This window comes from Denitromonas halophila (assembly GCF_007625155.1).
Classification (GTDB): Bacteria; Pseudomonadota; Gammaproteobacteria; order Burkholderiales; family Rhodocyclaceae; genus Nitrogeniibacter; species Nitrogeniibacter halophilus.
This window is the reverse complement of record NZ_VMNK01000005.1, coordinates 1-20,005: the sequence shown is the minus strand read 5'-3', so window position 1 is coordinate 20,005 and position 20,005 is coordinate 1. Positions and strand designations below refer to the sequence as shown.

At 63.6% G+C, this 20,005-nt stretch carries 23 protein-coding genes; 4 read left to right on the top strand and 19 right to left on the bottom strand.

The genetic code is table 11. The features are described from left to right. Positions 1-22 precede the first annotated feature (22 nt). The 4 genes from FHP91_RS06270 to FHP91_RS06255 form a co-directional block, all read right to left on the bottom strand. Positions 23-1,204, bottom strand: coding sequence for a vWA domain-containing protein (locus FHP91_RS06270; RefSeq protein WP_144308781.1), 1,182 nt, complete (start codon positions 1,202-1,204; stop codon positions 23-25). A gap of 63 nt (positions 1,205-1,267) precedes the next feature. Further along, positions 1,268-3,298, bottom strand: a complete 2,031-nt coding sequence (locus tag FHP91_RS06265; protein ID WP_144308780.1) for a TIR domain-containing protein — start codon at positions 3,296-3,298, stop codon at positions 1,268-1,270. 49 nt (positions 3,299-3,347) lie between these two features. Next, on the bottom strand, positions 3,348-3,581 hold the full coding sequence (locus FHP91_RS06260) for a hypothetical protein (protein ID WP_144308779.1): 234 nt from the start codon (positions 3,579-3,581) through the stop codon (positions 3,348-3,350). A 34-nt stretch (positions 3,582-3,615) separates the two neighbouring features. Next, the gene (locus FHP91_RS06255; RefSeq protein WP_144308778.1) at positions 3,616-4,458 is read right to left on the bottom strand and encodes an AAA family ATPase; all 843 of its coding nucleotides are present in this window, start codon (positions 4,456-4,458) and stop codon (positions 3,616-3,618) included. A gap of 175 nt (positions 4,459-4,633) precedes the next feature. Here FHP91_RS06255 and FHP91_RS06250 point away from each other — a divergent pair, with 175 nt between their 5' ends. The 3 genes from FHP91_RS06250 to FHP91_RS06240 all read left to right on the top strand — a co-directional run bounded on the left by FHP91_RS06250 (position 4,634) and on the right by FHP91_RS06240 (position 6,402). Continuing rightward, a complete protein-coding gene (locus FHP91_RS06250; RefSeq protein WP_186301461.1) occupies positions 4,634-5,566 on the top strand; it encodes an SGNH/GDSL hydrolase family protein in 933 nt (310 codons plus the stop codon). Between the two features lie 192 nt (positions 5,567-5,758). Next, positions 5,759-6,079 carry a c-type cytochrome gene (locus FHP91_RS06245; RefSeq protein WP_186300180.1) on the top strand — a complete coding sequence of 107 codons (321 nt, stop codon included), beginning with the start codon at positions 5,759-5,761 and terminating at the stop codon, positions 6,077-6,079. Then, entirely contained in the window at positions 6,076-6,402 is a 327-nt protein-coding gene (locus FHP91_RS06240) for a c-type cytochrome (protein WP_144308777.1), read from the top strand. Before FHP91_RS06245 ends, FHP91_RS06240 begins: the two co-directional genes overlap by 4 nt. Before the next feature lie 33 nt (positions 6,403-6,435). On the opposite strand, the gene FHP91_RS06235 is transcribed toward FHP91_RS06240, so the two are convergent. The 12 genes from FHP91_RS06235 to FHP91_RS06180 form a co-directional block, all read right to left on the bottom strand. Beyond that, on the bottom strand, positions 6,436-6,867 hold the full coding sequence (locus FHP91_RS06235; RefSeq protein ID WP_144308776.1) for a DUF1841 family protein: 432 nt from the start codon (positions 6,865-6,867) through the stop codon (positions 6,436-6,438). Continuing rightward, a complete protein-coding gene (gene nth, locus FHP91_RS06230) occupies positions 6,860-7,522 on the bottom strand; it encodes an endonuclease III (RefSeq protein ID WP_144308893.1) in 663 nt (220 codons plus the stop codon). The genes FHP91_RS06235 and nth overlap by 8 nt, the downstream gene beginning before the upstream one ends. 19 nt (positions 7,523-7,541) lie before the next feature. Beyond that, the gene (locus FHP91_RS06225; RefSeq protein ID WP_144308775.1) at positions 7,542-8,234 is read right to left on the bottom strand and encodes an electron transport complex subunit E; all 693 of its coding nucleotides are present in this window, start codon (positions 8,232-8,234) and stop codon (positions 7,542-7,544) included. Further along, entirely contained in the window at positions 8,231-8,923 is a 693-nt protein-coding gene (rsxG, locus tag FHP91_RS06220; protein WP_144308774.1) for an electron transport complex subunit RsxG, read from the bottom strand. The genes FHP91_RS06225 and rsxG overlap by 4 nt, the downstream gene beginning before the upstream one ends. Positions 8,924-8,927: 4 nt before the next feature. Further along, positions 8,928-9,917, bottom strand: a complete 990-nt coding sequence (locus FHP91_RS06215; RefSeq protein WP_144308773.1) for an RnfABCDGE type electron transport complex subunit D — start codon at positions 9,915-9,917, stop codon at positions 8,928-8,930. Further along, positions 9,917-11,596 carry an electron transport complex subunit RsxC gene (gene rsxC, locus FHP91_RS06210; RefSeq protein ID WP_144308772.1) on the bottom strand — a complete coding sequence of 560 codons (1,680 nt, stop codon included), beginning with the start codon at positions 11,594-11,596 and terminating at the stop codon, positions 9,917-9,919. Before rsxC ends, FHP91_RS06215 begins: the two co-directional genes overlap by 1 nt. Further along, complete coding sequence (gene rsxB / locus FHP91_RS06205) at positions 11,593-12,144, bottom strand: electron transport complex subunit RsxB (protein ID WP_144173078.1); 552 nt, start codon at positions 12,142-12,144, stop codon at positions 11,593-11,595. Before rsxB ends, rsxC begins: the two co-directional genes overlap by 4 nt. A gap of 40 nt (positions 12,145-12,184) precedes the next feature. Continuing rightward, on the bottom strand, positions 12,185-12,769 hold the full coding sequence (gene rsxA, locus FHP91_RS06200; protein ID WP_144173080.1) for an electron transport complex subunit RsxA: 585 nt from the start codon (positions 12,767-12,769) through the stop codon (positions 12,185-12,187). 93 nt (positions 12,770-12,862) lie between these two features. Then, on the bottom strand, positions 12,863-13,876 hold the full coding sequence (locus tag FHP91_RS06195; protein WP_144308771.1) for a quinone-dependent dihydroorotate dehydrogenase: 1,014 nt from the start codon (positions 13,874-13,876) through the stop codon (positions 12,863-12,865). A 42-nt stretch (positions 13,877-13,918) separates the two neighbouring features. Further along, a complete protein-coding gene (locus FHP91_RS06190; RefSeq protein ID WP_144308770.1) occupies positions 13,919-14,650 on the bottom strand; it encodes an arginyltransferase in 732 nt (243 codons plus the stop codon). 3 nt (positions 14,651-14,653) lie between these two features. Then, on the bottom strand, positions 14,654-15,370 hold the full coding sequence (gene aat / locus FHP91_RS06185; protein ID WP_144308769.1) for a leucyl/phenylalanyl-tRNA--protein transferase: 717 nt from the start codon (positions 15,368-15,370) through the stop codon (positions 14,654-14,656). Then, a complete protein-coding gene (locus FHP91_RS06180) occupies positions 15,367-16,458 on the bottom strand; it encodes an ABC transporter ATP-binding protein (RefSeq protein ID WP_144308892.1) in 1,092 nt (363 codons plus the stop codon). Before FHP91_RS06180 ends, aat begins: the two co-directional genes overlap by 4 nt. 101 nt (positions 16,459-16,559) lie before the next feature. On the opposite strand from FHP91_RS06180, the gene FHP91_RS06175 reads away from it, so the two are divergent. Continuing rightward, positions 16,560-18,218 carry an ABC transporter permease gene (locus FHP91_RS06175; RefSeq protein ID WP_144308768.1) on the top strand — a complete coding sequence of 553 codons (1,659 nt, stop codon included), beginning with the start codon at positions 16,560-16,562 and terminating at the stop codon, positions 18,216-18,218. 375 nt (positions 18,219-18,593) lie between these two features. On the opposite strand, the gene FHP91_RS06165 is transcribed toward FHP91_RS06175, so the two are convergent. From FHP91_RS06165 to FHP91_RS06155, 3 genes are all read right to left on the bottom strand, one after another. Beyond that, on the bottom strand, positions 18,594-18,896 hold the full coding sequence (locus FHP91_RS06165; protein ID WP_144308767.1) for a hypothetical protein: 303 nt from the start codon (positions 18,894-18,896) through the stop codon (positions 18,594-18,596). A 24-nt stretch (positions 18,897-18,920) separates the two neighbouring features. Then, the gene (locus FHP91_RS06160; protein WP_144308766.1) at positions 18,921-19,622 is read right to left on the bottom strand and encodes a hypothetical protein; all 702 of its coding nucleotides are present in this window, start codon (positions 19,620-19,622) and stop codon (positions 18,921-18,923) included. A gap of 95 nt (positions 19,623-19,717) precedes the next feature. After that, a partial coding sequence (locus FHP91_RS06155; RefSeq protein WP_222105127.1) for a hypothetical protein occupies positions 19,718-20,005 on the bottom strand: 288 nt, incomplete at its 5' end.

Genomic DNA, 20,005 nt, shown 5'->3' with positions numbered 1-20,005 from the left:
TGAAAGCTGCGTGAAGCTGGAATCAGCGTTTTTTCGATAGCGCACTGATGGCGCGGCTGAGCCCGTCGAGCGTCAGCGGATACATGCGCTCCTCGCCGACGATATCGCGAATGATGCGGATCGACTGGCGGTACTCCCACAGCCGCTCGGGCTCGGGGTTGAGCCAGGCCGCCGAGGGGTAGGTTTCGAGCAGGCGGCGCAGCCAGTCCGCACCGGGCTCCTCGTTCATGTACTCGATGGCGCCGCCGGGCTGGACGATTTCATACGGGCTCATGGTCGCATCGCCGACAAAGATCAGTTTGTAATCCGGCCCGTAGGTGTGGATCACGTCCATGGTCGGCGTGCGCTCCGAGTGCCGGCGGTGGCCGTCGCGCCATACGTAGTCGTACACGCAGTTGTGGAAGTAGAAATATTCGAGGTGTTTGAACTCGGTGCGGCTGGCCGAAAAGAGTTCTTCGCAGACCTTGATGTGGTCGTCCATCGAGCCGCCAACGTCGAAAAACATCAGCACTTTCACTGCGTTGTGGCGTTCCGGCCGCATGTGCAGGTCCAGCCAGCCGGCGTTGCGGGCGGTGGCGGAGATGGTTTTGTCGAGGTCCAGCTCTTCGACGGCGCCCTCGCGGGCAAAGCGTCGCAAGCGGCGCAGCGCGACCTTGATGTTGCGGGTGCCGATCTCGACGCTGTCGTCCAGATTGCGGAACTCGCGCTTCTCCCACACTTTGACGGCCGTGCGATGACCCGCCGATTCGCCGCCAACGCGAATGCCTTCGGGGTGGTAGCCGTTGTTACCGAAAGGTGAGGTGCCGCCGGTGCCCACCCATTTGCTGCCGCCCTGGTGGCGTCCTTTTTGCTCTTCGAGGCGCTTGCGGAATTCGTCCATCAAGCTGTCCCAGCCGAGCTTTTCGAGGGCCGCTTTCTCTGCGGCGCTCAGATGCTTGGTCGCCAGCGCCTTGAGCCAGTCTTCGGGCAGGTCGACATTGAGACCGGGGATTTCAGTGACACCCGAAAAATAGCTGCCAAAGGCCTTGTCGAAGCGATCGTAGTGGCTCTCGTCCTTGACCAGACAGGTACGTGAGAACACATAAAAATCGTTGATCGAGTGTCCGCACACACGCTGCGACAGGCCTTCGAGCAAGGTCAGGAACTCCTTGGTGGAGACTGGGAGCTTGTGCTGGCGAAGATGGAGGAAAAACGGGATCAACACAGTGGTGCGGTTCCAGCGGTTTGGCGAGTCATGATGTCGCGCACGGCGTCGGCTGTCGAGCGATCAGCGTGCGCGGATTTCGACCAGTTCAAAAATGTCTTCTTCAATCTCGGCGTTGCTTGCGGCCTTGGTAGTGCGCACCATTTTGACATAGCGTTTGGCTTCGGGCGCGTACCACACATCGAAGTGAACCGTTGTCGGTTCAATATCGCGCATGGCGGAGCCGCCGGTCGCCAAGCGGGTGCTCCACACTTCGATGCGGACGGTGTCGAAGCTGCCCGCCGGCACACGTACGCGCTCACGGTCATCGACTTTTGCCACGGTGCTCCAGTCGCCCCAGCGGCCTTCGAGTTTTGGTGTGCTGATGCCGCGCCAGCGCCCGGAATTGGTGGGCGGGTCAAATGCGCCCATCCAGGGGCTGAACTCCCATCCGATGTCGCCCCAGTCGACCACTGTTGCTTGCGTACCGGGTGAGCGCCGAAGCACGGCGCGGGCGGGCTTGGGTGCCAGGACGCTCATGTTTTCGTACACCGTGTTGCCGTCCACCCGGTCGGTGGTGAATTGAAGCGTGCGTGCCGGGCTGGTGGGCCACTTGCCGCGGGTGCGGTAGATCCAGGTCTCGCCGGGCTGGGGGTGGGCAGATACGACCGGTGCCGGCGGCGGTGGTTTCGGGGTCGCGAGGACTTTCTGACGCGTGCTGCCGCCGGGGCCTGTTGCGGTGAGTGTCAGCGTGGCGGGTGTGGACAGTGGCACCTTGACGCAGTTGCGGGCGGCGGTGGGGAGGGCGCCCGGACGCGGTGTCAGGCTTAGCTGTGTACTGTTCTCGACCCGATAGCAGATGGTGGCGCCATCGGATTCGGCGCGGGCGTCGAGGCTGAGAATGCGCGGTGCGGCGGGCGCGGGGGGCGATTGGGGCGCCGGAGCAGGCGCGGGTGTCGACACAGCCACTGGGGCTGGCGGTGTGGGCGCAGGCGGCGCCTCGGCCTCGCCGGACAGTTGCCATTGCAGTGGTTCGCCCTCAAGTTGACTGACATGCAGCGCCGCCAGATGCTTGCCGGCTTCGGCGGGAGAGAAGGCGACGGTGTAGCTGCAGCCCCCACCGGCGCGCAGTGAGTCACCACAGGTGTCGACGATGATCCGGAAGCTGCTGTGCGCGTTGTCAGTCAGGGTGCTTTTCAGCGCGGCGGGCGCCTGACCGGTGTTTCGGAGCTTGAGTTCCAGCGTTGCGGTTTTTCCGAGCGCGATGGCGTCGAACCGACCTTCTTTGTGCTCGGCAACCAGGTGTGCCACAGGGGCCGGGGCTTCGGCAGCGGGGGCTTCGGGAACGGGGGCTTCGGGAACGGGGGCTTCGGGAACGGGGGCTTCGGGAACGGGGGCTTCGGGAACGGGGGCTTCGGCCGCAGGGGGCGTGGAGGCCGGCGTGGCAGGCGGGTGCGGGGTGTCGCGATTGAGCCAGAGCCACGTGCCGACGGCCGCGACGACCAGGGCGGCGAGGGCCCCCCAGCGGCCCCGGTGCTTGGCCGGTGACGCAGGCGTGACAGCGGGGGGCGCAGGAGTGATGGGCGGTGGGGCGGCGGGTTCGGGGGCTGCCGACGGGATGGGCGTGGGCGCATCGCCTGTGTGAAGAATCTTCTCGAGCGTACGGATGAGTTCGCCGGAGGTCGCTTCCCACTGTTTGTGATTGAGCTCAACGGCCTGCCGACGCACCAGCGGGCGGAGGTCTTCAGGGAGCGCCTCATAGGCCGGCATGGGCGCGCGGTCGAGCAGGACCGGTACGACACGGATGTCGCGCGCCAGCGCGGCGCGGGTTTCGAGACGGATGAAGTCGTGCGGGTCGTCGAGCCGCCGTCGGCCGTTGGCGTCGGTGGTCGATAACCATTCATCGCCGATCAGGACAATCAGGACGCGGCAGGACGCAACGGCGTTTTCGATCGCGTCGACGAAGTCCGTGCCCGGCTCAATGCCTTCCACGTCCATGAACACCCGGCCCGCGCCAAAGTGGCCGGCCAGCCGGTCATAGAGGCGGCCAGCGTAACCGGCTGAATCGTCCCGACGATAGCTTATGAAGATGCCATCCACACTCGCAGCCCTCATGCCTTCGTACTGCAAGCATAGCAGTGGCGCGCTGCCGGTGTGGCGCCGATTAGTCTTCTTCGGCTTCGATGCGGGCGCGCTGGCGCGCCATGTAGGCGCGGTGCAGCCCGGCGATGCAGAGAAGGAAGCCGACGAGCGTGACCAGCCCGAGCAGCATGCCGGCGCTGCCGGACATGATCAGGGGGGGCGGAGAGGGCTGGCTGGCGGCGACATAGATGCTGAAGCCGAAGACCATGAGGATGGGCATCACGGCGGTGCCGATCGCGAAGAGGATGACTTTCATGCGGTGTCTCGATGGTGCACGGAAATGGGTGGGCTTAGCGATTGCGCTTTGCCATGTAGGCGAGGCGTTCGAAGAGGTGGACGTCTTGTTCGTTCTTGAGCAGGGCGCCATGTAGCGGCGGCAGCACGGTCTGGTCGTCATTGCTATGCAGCGCTTCGGGCGGCAGGTCTTCGGCCATCAGCAGTTTGAGCCAGTCGATCAGCTCCGATGTTGAGGGCTTCTTCTTGAGACCGGGAATGCTGCGCAGGCCGAAGAACACTTCCATGGCTTCCTTGAGCAGGGCCGGTTTGATGCCCGGGTAGTGGACGTCGACGATGCGTTGCATGGTGTCGGCGTCGGGGAACTGGATGTAGTGGAAGAAGCAGCGGCGCAGAAAGGCGTCGGGGAGTTCCTTTTCGTTGTTGGAGGTGATGACAACGATCGGGCGGCGTTTGGCGGCGATGGTCTGGCGTGTTTCATAGACATGAAATTCCATGCGGTCGAGTTCGCGCAGCAGATCATTGGGGAACTCGATGTCGGCCTTGTCGATTTCGTCGATCAGCACCACGCAAGGTGTGTCTTGTTCAAAGGCCTGCCACAGCACGCCCTTGACGATGTAGTTGGCGATGTCCTTGACCTTGTCGTCGCCCAGTTGCGAATCGCGCAGACGTGAGACGGCGTCGTATTCGTACAGACCGTGCTGTGCCTTGGTGGTCGATTTGATGTGCCATTGCAGCAAGGGCAGGCCGAGCGCGGCGGCGACTTCCTCGGCCAGCATGGTCTTGCCGGTGCCGGGTTCGCCCTTGATGAGGAGCGGGCGCTGCAGCGTGATGGCCGCGTTCACTGCCAGTTTCAGGTCGTCTGTGGCGACATAGCTGTCGCTGCCTTCAAATCGCATGGCGTGTCCTGCCGGTTGGGGATCGTCGAAGCGCTGATTATATGCGCCGCACCAGAGCTTGTCAGAATCGAACGAGTGTTTGATTATTTGCTCGCTGAAGACTAAGTTGCTCATGTGCTGGCACCGCGGGGGCCGCCGGTGCGCTCATCAAAAAATAACGACAAGGAGACATTTTATGATCGAAATTCGTCACGTTGGCGCGGCGCTGGTGTTGTCGGCAGCTTGCACCATGGCGAACGCCGGGTGGTCGTCGCTGGTGGTGATTGGCGACAGCCTCTCGGACAACGGCAATGTATCGGCGTTGACCGGCGGTGCGCTTCCACCTCCACCGTATGTGGGCGGTCGGTTCAGCAATGGCCCGGTCGCGGCGGAGTACATGGCCGCCTCGCTGGGGGTTGGCTTGCAGGACTTCGCCCACGGCGGCGCCAAGACGGGCGTCGATCTTGTCGGCAATGACAGCTATCTGTGGAGCCTCGGCCTGAACGGCACCGGCATGGGCGCTCAGGTGGGCATGTTTGCGGCGAGTCTTGGCGGCGCAGCGGCGGACGCCAACGCGCTGTATATGGTGTGGGGCGGGCCGAACGATTTCTTTGAGCCGACCATGACGCCGGCCATGTCGGCGGCGAATATCGGGTCAGCGATTTCGGGCTTGTATGGCTTGGGGGCACGCAGTTTCTTTGTGCCGAACATGCCGGACCTGGGCCGTACGCCGGAGTTCCTCGGCACGGCGCTGGCCGGCACCATGACCGGGGCGTCCCTGGCGTTCAACGCGCTGCTTGACGCCGAGGTCATGAGCCTGGGGCTGGCCTTGCCCGACGCCAGCTTCATTCAGTTTGATACTTTCAACTTTTTCTCCGAGGTGCTGGCACGGCCCGGGGACTTTGGCATGACGAATGTTACTGGTGCGTGTATTGATAGTCTGGCGTGTTTGACGTCGCCGACTGAGCAAATGACGACCTTGTTCTGGGACGGCGTGCATCCGACGACGACCGCCCATGGACTGCTGGGGCTGGCCTTTGCGCGATCGGTTCCCGAGCCGTCAACGGCGTGGCTGGTGTTTGGCGTGTTGGGCATGCTGGGCTGGGTGCGCGGGCGCAGAAACGCCTGAGCAATGGCGTCGCCGCGTGTGGGTCTCGGGCGCGGCGACCACCGTACTGCCGGGGTGATGCGGGAAGTTTTTGATTTTTCGTGAGTTTTTGTGCGCCGCAGCGAAACGAGAATGGTTTGCATCGGGCCGAAGCCTGCCCGTAGAATCAGTCCGTCGTTTCCGCACACCCCCCAACCCAACAGAGGAGTCTCCATGAAGGGACGACGTCTCATTATTGCGACTGCCATGGTCGCTGCCTGTGTCCCCGCATGGGCTGTAGAAGGTAACGCCGACGCCGCAAAAGATAAAATATCCATGTGCGTCGGATGTCACGGAATCCCCGGATACCGGACAGCATTTCCCTCGGTGTACCACGTGCCCAAGCTGGGCGGTCAGCATCCGGCCTATATTGTCCAGGCGCTTCAGGCCTACCAGCGCGGGGATCGAGATCATCCGTCCATGCAGGCCATCGCGGCCAGTCTGAGTGAGCAGGACATGGCCGATCTGGCTGCGTATTACGGAGGGGCGAAATGAAGACCAAACGATTGCTGATCGCGGGCTGTCTGGCGGCCTTCATCATGCCGATGTCGGTGCTGGCCGGCAATGTGTCCGCCGGCAAGGAGAAGTCCGCGGTGTGTGCGGCCTGTCATGGGCAGACGGGGCAGAGTGTGTCGCCGGACTTTCCCAACTTGGGGGGGCAGCACGCCGATTATCTCTACCGCGCGCTGCTCGACTACAAGGCCGGGCATCGCAAGAACCCGATCATGGCAGCGCAGGTTGAGAGCCTGAGCAAGACTGACATGGCCGATCTTGCAGCCTACTTTGCCGCGCAGTCGGGGCTCTCGGTTAAACGCTGAGGCCGGCGCTGATCAACACGTCGGTGCTTGCCGTCAGGCGAGGCCGGCGCGTTTACGTACGGCCTCGACATAGGCCGCGCCGTCGGGCGGCTGCCGGTCGCGCTGGGCTTTCCAGATCACTTCACCGAGACATTCGAGCACTTCGTGCAAGGCGTCGTGTCGATCGCCCTTGCGCAGTTGCAGTTGCGCAAAGGCCGGCTTGAGTCCGGGCGGCTGGTTGATCGAGAGCTGTTCTTCGATGGCCAGATGCAGCGAGAGGTGGAGAAACGGATTCACCTGTCCGTCTTCGGGTGCGAATTCGTGCTCGATCGCATCTTTGTCCTCGAGCAAGGGCTGGTATTCCGGATGCAACTGGACGATATCCACCACCATGGACTCGAGCGGGGTGAGGATGCTGCCGTCGCGCTGTTTGCGCCAGGCTTCGAGGAAGAAGTGGCGGGCTTGGTCGCGGCTGGGATCAAACATGGTCTGGGCTTCCGGGTGGCGGGAGATCGGTCTTGTCGCGTGAATTGCACAGGTCGCGCACCAGGCAGCGGTCGCAGGCCGGCTTGCGTGCGGTGCATACATAGCGGCCGTGCAAAATCAGCCAGTGGTGCGCGTCGAGCAAATAGGGCTTGGGCACACGCCGCAGCAGCGCAGCTTCGACCGCGTCGACATTCTTGCCGGCGGCAAGACCAGTGCGGTTGGCGAGCCGGAAAATGTGGGTGTCGACCGCCATGGTCGGCTGACGAAAGATGGTGTTCAGCACCACGTTGGCGGTTTTTCGGCCGACGCCGGGCAGGGCGGTGAGTGCGTCGCGATCGGCGGGCACCTCGCCGCCATGGCGTTCCAGCAGCAAGTAAGACAGCGCGACGACGTTCTTGGCCTTGTTGCGGAACAGGCCGATGGTCTTGATGTGTTCGGTCACGCCCGCCTCACCCAAAGTGATCATGGCCTCCGGCGTGGGGGCCTCGGCAAACAGCTTGCGGGTGGCGATATTTACGCCCTTGTCGGTGGCCTGGGCCGACAGCACGACGGCCACCAGCAGTTGGTAGGGCGAGGCGTATTCGAGCTCGGTTTCCGGATTCGGGTTGGCCGCCTGGAATCGCGCGAACATCTCGGCGATGGCGGCCTTGCTCATCGGGCGGGCCATGCCGGGCTCAGCTCTCCGGTACGGCGTCGGCAGGTGCCTGCGGCGTCACCGGTGCGGCGTGTTTGCGCGCGGTGGCGCGGCTGTTGATCCAGTTGAAGGCGGCGATCAGGCAGCCGAGCGCAAAGAAGGCGCCGGGCGGCAGGATGGCAATCAGGAAACCGGGGTAGTCCGTGCCCAGCACCTTGATGGCCGATGCGCCTTCGATGATCAGATCGATGCCGCCAAACAGTGTGCCCGCGCCAATCAGCTCGCGCATGGTGCCCAGCACGGCCAGTACCAGCAGCAGTCCCACACCTTGAGCGATGCCGTCGAAGGTGGACACCAGCGGGTCATTCTTGGCGGCAAAGGCCTCGATACGCGCGAGCACGATGCAGTTGGTGACGATCAGTGGAATGAAGATGCCGAGCACCAGATACAGCTCGTGCAGATAGGCATTGAAGAGCAGATCGACCACGGTCACCAGCGAGGCGATGATCAGGATGAATACCGGGATGCGGATTTCGTAGGGGATGAAGTTGCGCAGCGTGGCGACTGACAGGTTGGCCAGTGCCATCACCACGATGGTGGCGATACCGAGGCTGACCGCGTTGACCATGGTGGTGCTGACCGCGAGGATGGGGCACAGGCCCAGCAGTTGCACCAGGCCGGGGTTTTGCTTCCACAGGCCGTTGATCCAGGTGTCTTTGCTGAAGGCGCTCATGGCTTAGCTCCTGCATTGGCGGCGGCGGTGATTCGCTCGCCGGTTTTTGCGTCGAACAGGCGGTGCTGGTTGGCGTCGGCCCAGGCCAGCGCACGGGCGGTAGCAGCAATGACGGCACGGGCGCTGATGGTGGCGCCGGCGCGTGCGTCAAAATCGCCACCGTCCTTGCGCACTTTCCAGCCGCTGGTGTCGCTGCCGGTCAGGCCACGGCCAACGAACTGGTTGATCCATGGGCGGGTCTTGTTGGGGTCTTTGCGCGGATCAACATAGTCGCCCAAGCCCGGTGTCTCTTTGTGGGCGGTGGCACGCACGCCGGTCAGGCGACCATCGGCACCGACGGCGACAATCAGATCAATCCCGCCGCCATAGCCGTCGGGTGCGCGGGCTTCGACGATCAGCGCGACCGGCTCGCCACGCTTGCGGGCACGATAGACCAGGCTGCCTTCATCGATGCCGAGTTCGGCGGGTGCGAGCACGGTAACGACATCGTCGAGCAGGGCGTTGTCGTAGCTCTCCGGTGCGAGGACTTCGGCAATCAGTTTGCGTTTGACCTCGGCCACGGCGGTGTCGATCGCCGGTTTGGTGTAGCGGTAGGTGAGCGCCATCGCAGCGGTAAATAGCGAGGCAAACAGGGTCAGGATCAGCGCGGTGCGGATCGAGGTGCGGGCGGCGGTGTATTCGGTGCTCACGCGCTCAATCTCCCTTGTGGCCGAACACGCGCGGCTGAGTCTTCATGTCGATCAGCGGCACACACAGGTTCATCAGCAGCACGGCGAAGGCGATGCCGTCGGGATAGGCGCCGAAGTTGCGGATCAGGTAGGTGATCAGTGCGATGCTGGCGGCGAAAATGAGCTTGCCGCGCGGCGTGGTGGCGCCCGATACCGGGTCGGTGACGATAAAGAAGGCCGCCAACAGCGTGCCCCCGCTCGCCAGATGGAACAGCGGTGAGGCGTAATGCGCCGGGTTGGCGATCCAGAACAGGCCGGAGATGAGGACCATGCCTGCGAGGAAAGCGGTAGGCAGGTGCCAGGTGATGACGCGGCGCTGGATCAGGAACAGACCGCCGGCCACGTAACCCAGGCCGATCCACTCCCAACCGCGCCCGCCGAGGATGCCGAAGGCTTCCCTGGCCAGAATGCCGTCTACATCGGTGCCGGAGCGCAGGCCGGTGCGGAGCGCATCGAGTGGCGTGGCACCGGTGACCGCGTCCAGACTCGCGCCGCCGATGAGTTGCAAATGGGTGGAGAGGTCCATCCAGCCAGCCGCAGGCCACTGCGACATGGCTGAGGGATAGGCGACGATCATCAGGCAATACGCGGCCATGGCCGGGTTGAACGGGTTCTGCCCGAGGCCGCCGTAGAGTTGCTTGACCGCCACGATCGACAGCACGGTGGCGAGGATGAGGATCCAGGCTGGCAGGATGGTCGGGAAGGTGAGGGCGATCAGCCAGGCGGTGACCACGGCGGACAGGTCAGAGACATACAGCCCGACCGGCTTTTTGCGTAGCTTGAGAATTGCTGCCTCGGCACCCACGGCACTGAGGGTGGCGATGATGATATTCACGACAATGCCGGCGCCGAACTGCCAGACGTAGAGCGCGATAGCCGGGAGCAGCGCGACCAGCACCGTGAACATCACCTGCTGCACGCTGGTGGGTTTGCGAACGAAAGGTGAAGTCAGCATCAATTCGATTCCGGCGCGTCGGCGGCAGTGTCTGGGGCGGCCTGGGCGGCACGGCGCGCGTCGGCTTCGGCGACCTGGGCGGCCTGCTCGGGCGTCAGCGCATCGGTGTTCTTTGGCTCGACGGCGGCTTTTTGTGCCTTGGCACGTTCGAGCGCCGCGGCGATGAGGGCGCGCTTGGCGTCGTCCGGGCCGGCTGGGGTATCGGTGGCCACAGCTGCGGGGGCATCCGTTGGTGCGGCGGCAAGTTTGGCTTTGGTGGCGGCGGCCTTGGCGGCGAGCTTTTCGGCTTTTTCGCGCTTCTCGCGGGCCTGGCGTTCGTTGCGGAATTCAAAGCGTTCGCGTGCGGCATCGGCAGCCGATTTTTCGCGTTCACGCGCCCAGATCTCGCCCTTGGCGAAACGGTAGTAGTCCACCAGACGGATCTGCGAGGGGCACACATAGGAGCAGCAACCGCATTCGATGCAGTCGAAGAGATGGTATTCCTGCGCCTTGCCGAAGTTGCGGGCGCGCGAGAACCAGTACAGCTCGAAGGGTTGCAGCTCGGCGGGGCAGACTACCGCGCAGGCGCCGCAGCGGATGCAGTTCATTTCCGGCGGCGGAGGCGGGAACAGCGTTGGTGAGGTGGCGATCAGGCAGTTGGTGGCTTTGGTGGCCGGCACGTCGAGGCGGGGCAGCTCGAAGCCCATCATCGGGCCGCCCATCAGGATGCGGCCGGTGTCGGGCTTGGGCTGACCCAGGGCGAGCAAGGCCTCGACGGGGGTGCCGATCAGGACTTCAAAGTTGCCGGGTTTGTCGACGTTGCCGGTGACCGTCATCACGCGCGAGACCAGCGGTTCGCCATGGTTGATGGCGCGATTGACGGCATAGGCGGTGCCGACGTTGAAACACTGCACGCCAAAATCGCCGCCCAGCTTGCCGTGCGGGATCTCGACGCCGGTGAGCACGCGGATCAGTTGTTTTTCGCCGCCGGCCGGATAGAGCGAGGGCACGGGAATGACGGTGATGTCGCCGCTCAGACCATGGATGGCCGTGCGCAAGGCTTCGATGGCCTGGGGTTTGTTGTCTTCGACGCCGAAGACGATCTCGCGCGCACCGGTGAGGTGCTTGAGGATCAGCGCGCCGGCCACAATGCCGTCGGCGCGTTCGCGCATGAGCCGGTCGTCACAGGTGATCCAGGGTTCGCACTCGGCGCCGTTGAGGATCAGGGTTTCGATGCCGCCGTCGACGCCGGCCTTGATATGGCTGGGAAAGGTCGCGCCGCCCAGACCGACGATGCCGTGGTCGCGCAGCCAGGCGAGGGCTTCTTTGGGGCTGGCGGACGCGTAGTCGAGGGTGGGGCGATCGATCCAGCGTTCGTCCCCGTCGGGTTCGATGACGACGCAGCGCGTCTGCAAGCCGGAGGCGTGGGCCATGGCGTGGGGTGTGATTTCGACGACGGTGCCTGAGGTGGGCGCGTGGACGGCGGTGCTCAGCGGGCTGTCGGGCAGGCCGATGCGCTCGCCCTTGAGCACTTTCTGACCCGGCACGACAATGCACTCGGCCGTCGCACGTGGGCTCTGGCGCAGCGGCACGATCAGCTGTTTGGGCAGCGGCGCGATCTGGATGGGCGAGCCGGCCGAGGCGTTTTTGTGCGTCTCGGGTTTGATGCCGCCCTTGAAACGGAACAGACCGGCGATCATGCGACATCCTTGATCTGGATGACCGGGTACTTCCATTTCCAGGTCTTCACGGTTTCTTTCAGCGGCTCCATGGTGATGCAGTCGACCGGACAGGGCGCGATGCACAGCTCGCAGCCGGTGCATTCGGCTTCGACAATGGTGTGCATCTGCTTGGCCGCACCAACGATGGCGTCCACCGGGCAGGCCTGGATGCACAGTGTGCAGCCGATGCAGGTTTGCTCGTCGATGACGGCAACCGATTTCGGCTTTTCGACGCCGTGTTCCTCGTCGAGCGGTTTGAATTCGCGGCCGAGCAGATCGGCCAGATGGCGGATACCTTCTTCGCCGCCCGGCGGGCACTGGTTGATGTCGGCCTCGCCATTGGCAATCGCTTCGGCGTAAGGCCGGCAGCCCGGAAAGCCGCATTGGCCGCACTGGGTTTGGGGCAGGATGGCGTCGATGTTGTCGACCAGCGGATCGCCTTCGACCTTGAAGAAGATGGCGGCAAAGCCGAGCGCAGCGCCGAGCACCAGGGCGATGCCGGTCATGACGAGAATGGCGGTCAGCATGGCAGGGCGTGTTTGGGCACGGGCAAATGGCGGGCTGCGGTCACTGGAAGCGGTCCAGTCCGGCAAAGCCCATGAAGGCGAGACTCATCAGGCCAGCGGTAATCATGGCGATCGCAGTGCCTTTGAAGGGGCCGGGGATGTCGGCGCCGTCGAGCCGCTCGCGGATGCCGGCGAAAAGCACCAGCGCCAGCGTGAAGCCGACCGAACTGCCGAAGCCGAAGAGCAGCGATTCGAACAGGTCGTGACGCAGACCCACGTTGAGCAAGGGCACGCCGAGCACCGCACAGTTGGTGGTGATCAGTGGCAGATAGATGCCGAGCACCTGGTGCAGCAGCGGGCTGGTTTTGTGGATGACCAGTTCGGTGAGCTGGACGATGGCGGCAATGACGACGATGAACGACAGGGTGCGCAGATACACCAGATCGTTGGGCACCAGCAGGTAGTGGTCGATCAGCCAGCTGGTGCCGCTGCCGAGGGTGAGCACAAACGTGGTGGCCGCGCCCATGCCGATGGCGGTCTCGAGTTTCTTGGAGACGCCCATGAAGGGGCACAGGCCAAGGATGCGCACCAGCACCACGTTGTTGACCAGAACCGCACCAAGAATCACGAAGAGATAACTGCTCATGCCAAGCCGTTCTTGTTGAAGCGGTGGATTATCCCCTGAGCGGAGGTGCCGCTCAACCCCGCTGCGGTTATAGGTATATGCATTTCGGCGCGGTCAGTAGTGCCGATCGGTGGCGGCGACACAGTCGCGGATCAGGCGCGGGCCGTGGTAGATGAGGCCGCTGTAGATCTGTACCAGGGCGGCACCGGCGTCGATTTTCTCACGCGCGTGCTCACCATTCAGAATGCCGCCCGCGCCAATGATGGGCACTTCGCCGCCGAGTTTGGCGGACAAGGCTCGGATCACGCGGGTGCTCGCGTCGCGCACCGGCCCGCCGGACAGGCCGCCGGTTTCGTCACCGTGGCGCAGGCCCTTGACCGCATCGCGGGCAATGGTGGTGTTGGTGGCGATGACCGCCTCGAAGCGGTGCTTGCGCACGGCGTCGGCGATCTGGGTGATCTGGTCGTCGTCGAGGTCGGGGGCAATCTTGAGTGCCAGCGGTACGTGCTTGCCGTGCTGGTCGGCCAGGCGTTCTTGCGCGGCCTTGAGCGGCCCGAGCAGGGCGTCGAGTTCGGTGGCGCCTTGCAGCGCGCGCAGGTTCTTGGTGTTCGGTGAGGAGATGTTGACCGTGACGTAGCTGGCCAGCGCATAGACCTTGTCGAGGCAGGCGAGGTAGTCATCGACCGCGCGCTCGATCGGCGTGTCTGCGTTTTTTCCGATGTTGATGCCCAGCACGCCGCGGTATTTGGCCGCGCGCACATTGGCGACCAGCGCATCGACGCCATGGTTGTTGAAGCCCATGCGGTTGATGATGCCTTCGACTTCTGGCAGGCGGAACAGGCGGGGCTTGGGGTTGCCCGGCTGGGGGCGCGGCGTGATGGTGCCGATTTCGAGAAAGCCGAAGCCGATGCGCGCCAGGCCATCGATGGCCTCGCCGTTCTTGTCCAGCCCGGCGGCCAGGCCGACCCGGTTGGGAAAGGCGATGCCCATCACCTCGGTGGGTACGGCGGGCAGGGGCTCGGCGGGGGGCAGGAGGCGGCCGCCGAGGCGCAGGGCATTCATGCCGAGGCCGTGGGCCTGCTCGGCATCCATCGAGAAGAATACAGATCGGATCAGGTCGTAGAGCATCGGCGGATTTTACTCTACCGCCGCTGCGTTTTGTGCGCCGCGTCAGGCCAAGGTGTCGGGGTTCAGCGTCTGCCATTGTCCGCCGATGCGGCCTTCGAGCGGTTTGAAGTGCGCCTTGTAGGCCATCTTGCGGCTGTCGCGAATCCAGTAGCCCAGGTAGAGATAGGGCAGATCCAGTGCCCGGCACACCTCAATCTGCCACAACACCCCCCAGGTGCCGTAGCTGGCGCCAGGGATGTTGGGGTCGAAATAGGTGTAGACGCTCGACAGCCCGTCGGTCAGGCGGTCGATGATGCACACCATGCGCAGCACACCCGCGTCGCGAAATTCAATCAGGCGGGTGTCGACATGGCTTTGCAGCAGAAAGTGGGCGTACTGCTCGCGGCTGTCCTGATCCATGCCGCCACCGGCGTGGCGTTGCTCCTGGTAGCGCTTGTAGAGCGCGTAGTGTTCGTCGTCAAAGCCCAATGGGCGTTCGGTGACCGACAAACGGCCAAGCCGCGCGGCGGTGCGCCGCTGGCTGCGGTTGGCGACGAACTGATCGACCGGAATGCGCACCGGCACGCAAGCCTGGCATTGATCGCAGTAGGGGCGGTAGGTGAACACGCCGCTGCGGCGAAAGCCATTGCGCACGAGCTCGGAGTAGATCGGCGTGTCGATCACATGATTGGGCGTGGCCACCTGCGAGCGGGCGCGCTCCGCGGGGAGATAGGAGCAGTCGTAGGGCCCGGTGACATAGAACTGAATCAGCGCGTAGGGGTAGTCCTTTTGCATGGCTTACTCCGAGGTGCGAACCCAATTGTGCCCGGCTTCTGGCGCCTTCGGCCAGTGTTGGGGCTCGGGCGCCGGGCCGATCAGCTGCGTCAGTGCCTGGCTGAATGCCGCGCGGGGGACCTCGACGCCGCCCATATTGCTCAGGTGCGTGGTGCTCATCTGGCAGTCGATCAGTCCCACTCCGCGTTGATCGAGAAAGCGCGCCAGATGCGCCAGCGCGACCTTGGAGGCGTCGCTGACCCGAGAAAACATGGATTCGCCAAAAAACGCCTGATCGAGTGCAATGCCGTACAGCCCGCCCACCAACTCACCATCTTGAAAGCATTCGACACTGTGAGCGTAGCCCAGTTCATGCAGGCGCAGATAGGCAGCCTGCATGTGCGCGGTAATCCAGGTGCCGTGGCCGTCGGCGCGCGGCGCGGCGCAGCCGGCCATGACTTGCGCAAAAGCGGTGTCGAAGCGCACCTCGAAACGATCGCTGCGCAGGGTCTTGGCGAGGGAACGGGTGATTTTGACCTGGCTCGGCAGCAAGACCATACGCGGGTCGGGGCTCCACCACATGATCGGCTCGCCTTCGCTGAACCACGGAAAGATGCCGCGGCGATAGGCGGCGAGCAACCAGGCAGGGGTGAGCTGACCACCTGCCGCGAGCAAGCCGTTGGGCTCGGCCAGCGCGCGGGTCAGTGGCGGAAAGTCGGGTGCTTCCAGCCAGGGAATCATGGCTGGGTGGCATGCGTCGGTGGCGGGACCGGCTCATAGAAGGTCACCACATGGTCGACATCGAGTCGAATGCCGATGCGCTCGCCGATGGCATGGTTGTGGTGGCTGGGCACCAGTGACAAGAGCTTGACGCCGTTGTCGAGCTTGAGCGTGTAGAGGATGTCGGCGCCGCGAAAGGCTTTCATCAGCACGGTGGCCGTGTCGGAGCTGGCATCGTCATGCACGATATCGTCGGGGCGCAGCAGCACATCGACCGTGGCATTGATCGGGCACACGCCGAGCGGGCCGCAATCGAGCGGGGTGTCGCTGCGCAGCGTGCCCAGCGCGATCTCGACCCGGTCGTCGCCGATCACCCGGCCCGGCACCAGCACGCCCTGGCCGACGAAATCGGCCACAAAGCGATTGATCGGGCGGTGGTAGAGGTCGTATGGCGTGGCGCGCTGCTGAATGCGGCCGCCGTGCATCAGGGCGATCACGTCGGCCACGGCAAAGGCTTCGTTCTGATCGTGAGTCACCAGAATGGCGGTGGTGCCGGTTTCCTTGAGAATCCGGCGCACTTCCAGCGAGAGGCGCTCGCGCAGTTCTACATCGAGGTTGGAGAAGGGCTCGTCCATCAGCAGCAGACTGGGCGCCGGCGCCAGGGCGCGGGCCAGCGCGACCCGCTGTTGCTGACCGCCGGAGAGCTCGTGCGGGTAGCGCCTGGCCTGTTGGCCGAGCCCGACCAGATCGAGCAGGGCATCGACCCGCTTTCGCTGGGCGTCGGCGTTCTGTTTGCCGAGGCCGAAGGCGATGTTCTCGCTCACATCGAGATGCGGAAACAGCGCGTAGTCCTGAAACACCATGCCGATGCGCCGACGCTCGGGGGGCAGGTGGGTGTGCACACTGCTGACACATTGCCCGTCAATCAGGATCTCGCCGTCGCGCACCCGCTCGAAGCCGGCAATCGCCCGCAGAACGGTGGTCTTGCCGCAACCCGACGGCCCGAGCAGGCAGCCGATCTCGCCTTCGGCCAGCGAGAAATCCAGGCGGTCGACGACCGGCTGTGTTCCGTAGGCGAGTGTGATCTGGCGAACATCGAGAAGCGTCATGGCAGAAAGTTCGGTGGTGTTGCGGGATGAGTGAATGCGATCCATTATAATTTCGTTCCTGCCCGAGGCGCGTCGGCCGTCGGGCTTTTTTCGGGAACAGGATGCATCGTCGTCTGACTCTGCTTGGCCAGTACCCCTGGTTGACGCCTGCCGCGCTAGGCATTGCTGCCTTGGCCGCGGTGCCAATTCTGGCGGTTTTCGCCAGCCTGGCCGATTTCAGCACCCTGGACACTTGGGCGCATCTGGCGTCGACGGTGCTGCCCGACTACATGCTCAATACGGTCATTTTGTGCGTCGGCGTCGGTCTGGGCGTGTCCAGCATTGGCGTGACTACCGCCTGGCTGACCGTGATGCACGACTTCCCCGGCCGCCGCTTCTTCGAGTGGGCGCTCATCTTGCCCCTTGCGGTACCGGCCTATGTGATGGCCTATGTGTACACCGACTTCCTGCAGTTCGTCGGCCCCCTGCAAAGCATGCTGCGCGAGTGGTTTGGCTGGCAGTACGGCGACTACTGGTTTCCCGACGTCCGAACCGTCGGTGGCGCGGTGGGTATGTTCGCCTTTGTGTTCTATCCCTATGTTTACATGCTGGCGCGCACCGCGTTTCTCGAGCGCGCCACTGGCGCCATGGAAGCCGGGCGCTCGCTCGGCCTCGGCCCGTGGGCCTGTTTTTTTCGGGTGTCCTTGCCCATGGCGCGCCCGGCCATCGTCGCCGGCACCGCGCTGGCGTTGATGGAAACCCTGGCCGACTTCGGCACGGTGTCGTATTTTGGCGTGCAGACCTTCACCACCGGTATCTACCGCGCCTGGTTCTCGCTGGGCGACCGGGCGGCGGCAGCTCAGCTATCGGCGGCGCTGCTGTCGGTCGTGGTGCTGGTGCTGGTGCTCGAGCACATCAGCCGTGGTCGGGCTCGCTTTAACGACACTTCGCGTCAGCAGCGCCCGCCGCTCGGGCGAAAGCTGTCACCGCTGGCGGGGGCCATCGCCGCGATTGCGTGTTTCTTGCCGCTGTTGTTCGGCTTTTTGCTGCCGGCCGGCTTGCTGCTTGAGATGGCGCTGACCGAAGGCGATGCGCATTTCGGCCCGCGCTTCTTCACGCTGGCGGGCAATAGCTTCATGCTCGCTTCGGTGACTGCGGTGCTCGGCGTGGCGCTGGCCATGCTGCTGGCTTACGCTAACCGACTGTCTCGCGGCCCGTTTACGCGCGGCCTGAATCGCCTGGTCGGACTCGGTTATGCCGTGCCCGGGACGGTGATTGCGGTGGGGGTGCTGATCCCGGTCACGCAACTCGACAACTGGCTGGCCGGGCAGTTCAAGACGCATTTCGATCTCAGTGTCGGCTTGATGCTCACTGGCGGCATGGTGGCGCTGGTGTATGCCTACCTGACGCGCTTTCTCAGCGTCGCGCTGCATGCCGTCGACACCGGCCTGGGCAAGATCACCCCGTCCATGGATGAAGCCGCGCGCAGCCTGGGCGCGGGTGCGTGGGCTAGTTTGCGGCGGGTGCATATGCCCATGCTCAAGGGTAGCTTGCTGACGGCGGGCTTGATGGTGTTCGTGGATGTGATGAAAGAGCTGCCCGCCACGCTGGTGATGCGCCCGTTCAACCTCGATACCTTGGCCACCCAGGCCTTCAATCTGGCCTCCGACGAACGACTGGCCGAAGCCTCGACCGCCGCCTTGACGATTGTCGCGGTAGGTCTGGTGCCGGTCATTATCTTGTCGGGGCAGATTGCGCGGCAGCGCCTGGGGCGCGCGTAGATAAAGCATTTTGGTTCTTGGGCGGGAAGCGGACTACTTTTGATGCTTGCTGTCGTCCGGCAAAAACCTCTCAGGCACATGCGGCGCGTGAAATCCCTCCACCTGCGCCTCGAAGTGCTGGCGCAGTGCGATCGCCCGCTCTCGTGCGCCTTCCTCACCGTATTTGTCGACCCTGAAGCTGCGCCCACTTACTTTCAAGTAACGTGGCGGGCGGGCAGCCCAGACAGCATATTCAACCGGCTTTCCGGATGCGAGCGTAAATGTGCGCCCGGCGTGAGTGCTGGCGGCCGTACGATTGGCCTCGCTCGCACAAGGGCGTTTCCTGGTTATAGGGCGAGTGCTTGAGGATCGGGGCGTCGGCAGGGCGAGGCCGCCTCAAGCCATCACGTGCACAAGCCAGGTGATCGGTCGGGCCACGGTGCGCCCGAGCCAGTCGAGCACGGCGAGTTGAAAGGCGTTCCAGCGGGTGCCGGTGGTTTGCTTTGGCTCGTCTTCGAGGTCCGGGCTGCAGCGCATTTGCGACCAGCCTTTGTAGTCCTTCACTTTGGGGGTGGCGGTGGCGAGGTTTTGGAATTCTGGAAGGTGCTTGTAACTGGTTGTTGGTAGGTGGATGTCGATGACGTTCGCTTGGCTGCGGGCTCTGATTTCCCAATGTTCCCCGAACGGTTTAGATGTCATGAAACCCCGCCCATTCTTGAGTGCCTATTCGTCATCCTTCAGCAGCTCAATCGCGACTTGCTGACAAGTAGGCATGCTGACCAGAACGGTTCTGCCTTGGGCATCGGTTCTGCCCGTGATGACGCGACCGTCCTCGAGCGTCATGCGAAAACGACGATTGACGATTGGAGAGTCAGAACCATTCCATGTGAGGACGGGAAATACATGAAAGCCGTCGGGCGATGGAACACACCCCTCTTCCGGTTCGTCGTCCAGAACTGCGTCGGGAGCAGAGGCTTGGGGTGACGAATCCACGGTTGAACCGAGGATAAGGTCGTTCTCATTGACGATAGCGAGGTCAGGCTGCGCTTGGTTTGAATGCGTTGCTTGCCCCACGGTGTTTGCTTTGCTTCCACAACTCCAGATGCCTATCGCGACCGATACGATTGCAATCACCAGAAGCATGAAGAAATACCATGTAACGATTCGCCCTGGGGTCGTTCCGATGCGAAGAGAGACCCGCTTCGTGCTTAGCACTACGGTTGAGGCAATCCATGCGGGAAGGGCAAACAGGTAGAACTCTGGTACGAACGGTGCGTATATGAGCGAAAGGACAAAAAGCTGGAGCGGATCCAGCGGCGCTCCGCAGCCTGGATTGGCCAAAGACAGGGCAAGAATGATCGCGATGGGAGGAGCCAGGAATGCGAAGCTCCCCTTAAGCAATCCAGTGGATGCGAGTTTTGTCATCTTGAAAATCCAGGTATTTGGTAACCGCACACCACTGCAAGGTCATCTACGATGTTCATAGCCATCTGGCGTCCGTCTGGTAGTCGATCCGTCGTTCAAGGCTGCGCTCTAGTCAGCCATGTCACCGGCCGCGCCACGGTGCGCCCGAGCCCATCGAGCACGGCCAGCTGAAAGGCGTTCCAGCGGGTGCCACTGGTTTGTTTGGGCTCGCCTTCGAGGTCCGGGTCGCAACGCATCTGGGACCAGCCCTGATAATCCTTAACCTCGGGGATGGTGGTGGGGAGGTTTTGGAATTCTGGTTGGTCTCTCAACGTTGTTTCCGGGAGGACATTTTTGGCGTCAACAACCTCCATTCCCCAGTACTGACCAATCGGCTTCGACGT

Bases quoted from the DNA above. Each gene is read 5' to 3' on its own strand.
- FHP91_RS06265 (WP_144308780.1), bottom strand. From the start codon at position 3,298: ATGAGGGCTGCGAGTGTGGATGGCATCTTCATAAGCTATCGTCGGGAC.
- FHP91_RS06260 (WP_144308779.1), bottom strand. From the start codon at position 3,581: ATGAAAGTCATCCTCTTCGCGATCGGCACCGCCGTGATGCCCATCCTC.
- FHP91_RS06255 (WP_144308778.1), bottom strand. From the start codon at position 4,458: ATGCGATTTGAAGGCAGCGACAGCTATGTCGCCACAGACGACCTGAAA.
- FHP91_RS06250 (WP_186301461.1), top strand. From the start codon at position 4,634: ATGATCGAAATTCGTCACGTTGGCGCGGCGCTGGTGTTGTCGGCAGCT.
- FHP91_RS06245 (WP_186300180.1), top strand. From the start codon at position 5,759: ATGAAGGGACGACGTCTCATTATTGCGACTGCCATGGTCGCTGCCTGT.
- FHP91_RS06240 (WP_144308777.1), top strand. From the start codon at position 6,076: ATGAAGACCAAACGATTGCTGATCGCGGGCTGTCTGGCGGCCTTCATC.
- FHP91_RS06235 (WP_144308776.1), bottom strand. From the start codon at position 6,867: ATGTTTGATCCCAGCCGCGACCAAGCCCGCCACTTCTTCCTCGAAGCC.
- nth (WP_144308893.1), bottom strand. From the start codon at position 7,522: ATGAGCAAGGCCGCCATCGCCGAGATGTTCGCGCGATTCCAGGCGGCC.
- FHP91_RS06225 (WP_144308775.1), bottom strand. From the start codon at position 8,234: ATGAGCGCCTTCAGCAAAGACACCTGGATCAACGGCCTGTGGAAGCAA.
- FHP91_RS06215 (WP_144308773.1), bottom strand. From the start codon at position 9,917: ATGCTGACTTCACCTTTCGTTCGCAAACCCACCAGCGTGCAGCAGGTG.
- rsxC (WP_144308772.1), bottom strand. From the start codon at position 11,596: ATGATCGCCGGTCTGTTCCGTTTCAAGGGCGGCATCAAACCCGAGACG.
- rsxB (WP_144173078.1), bottom strand. From the start codon at position 12,144: ATGCTGACCGCCATTCTCGTCATGACCGGCATCGCCCTGGTGCTCGGC.
- rsxA (WP_144173080.1), bottom strand. From the start codon at position 12,769: ATGAGCAGTTATCTCTTCGTGATTCTTGGTGCGGTTCTGGTCAACAAC.
- FHP91_RS06195 (WP_144308771.1), bottom strand. From the start codon at position 13,876: ATGCTCTACGACCTGATCCGATCTGTATTCTTCTCGATGGATGCCGAG.
- FHP91_RS06190 (WP_144308770.1), bottom strand. From the start codon at position 14,650: ATGCAAAAGGACTACCCCTACGCGCTGATTCAGTTCTATGTCACCGGG.
- aat (WP_144308769.1), bottom strand. From the start codon at position 15,370: ATGATTCCCTGGCTGGAAGCACCCGACTTTCCGCCACTGACCCGCGCG.
- FHP91_RS06180 (WP_144308892.1), bottom strand. From the start codon at position 16,458: ATGACGCTTCTCGATGTTCGCCAGATCACACTCGCCTACGGAACACAG.
- FHP91_RS06175 (WP_144308768.1), top strand. From the start codon at position 16,560: ATGCATCGTCGTCTGACTCTGCTTGGCCAGTACCCCTGGTTGACGCCT.
- FHP91_RS06165 (WP_144308767.1), bottom strand. From the start codon at position 18,896: ATGACATCTAAACCGTTCGGGGAACATTGGGAAATCAGAGCCCGCAGC.
- FHP91_RS06160 (WP_144308766.1), bottom strand. From the start codon at position 19,622: ATGACAAAACTCGCATCCACTGGATTGCTTAAGGGGAGCTTCGCATTC.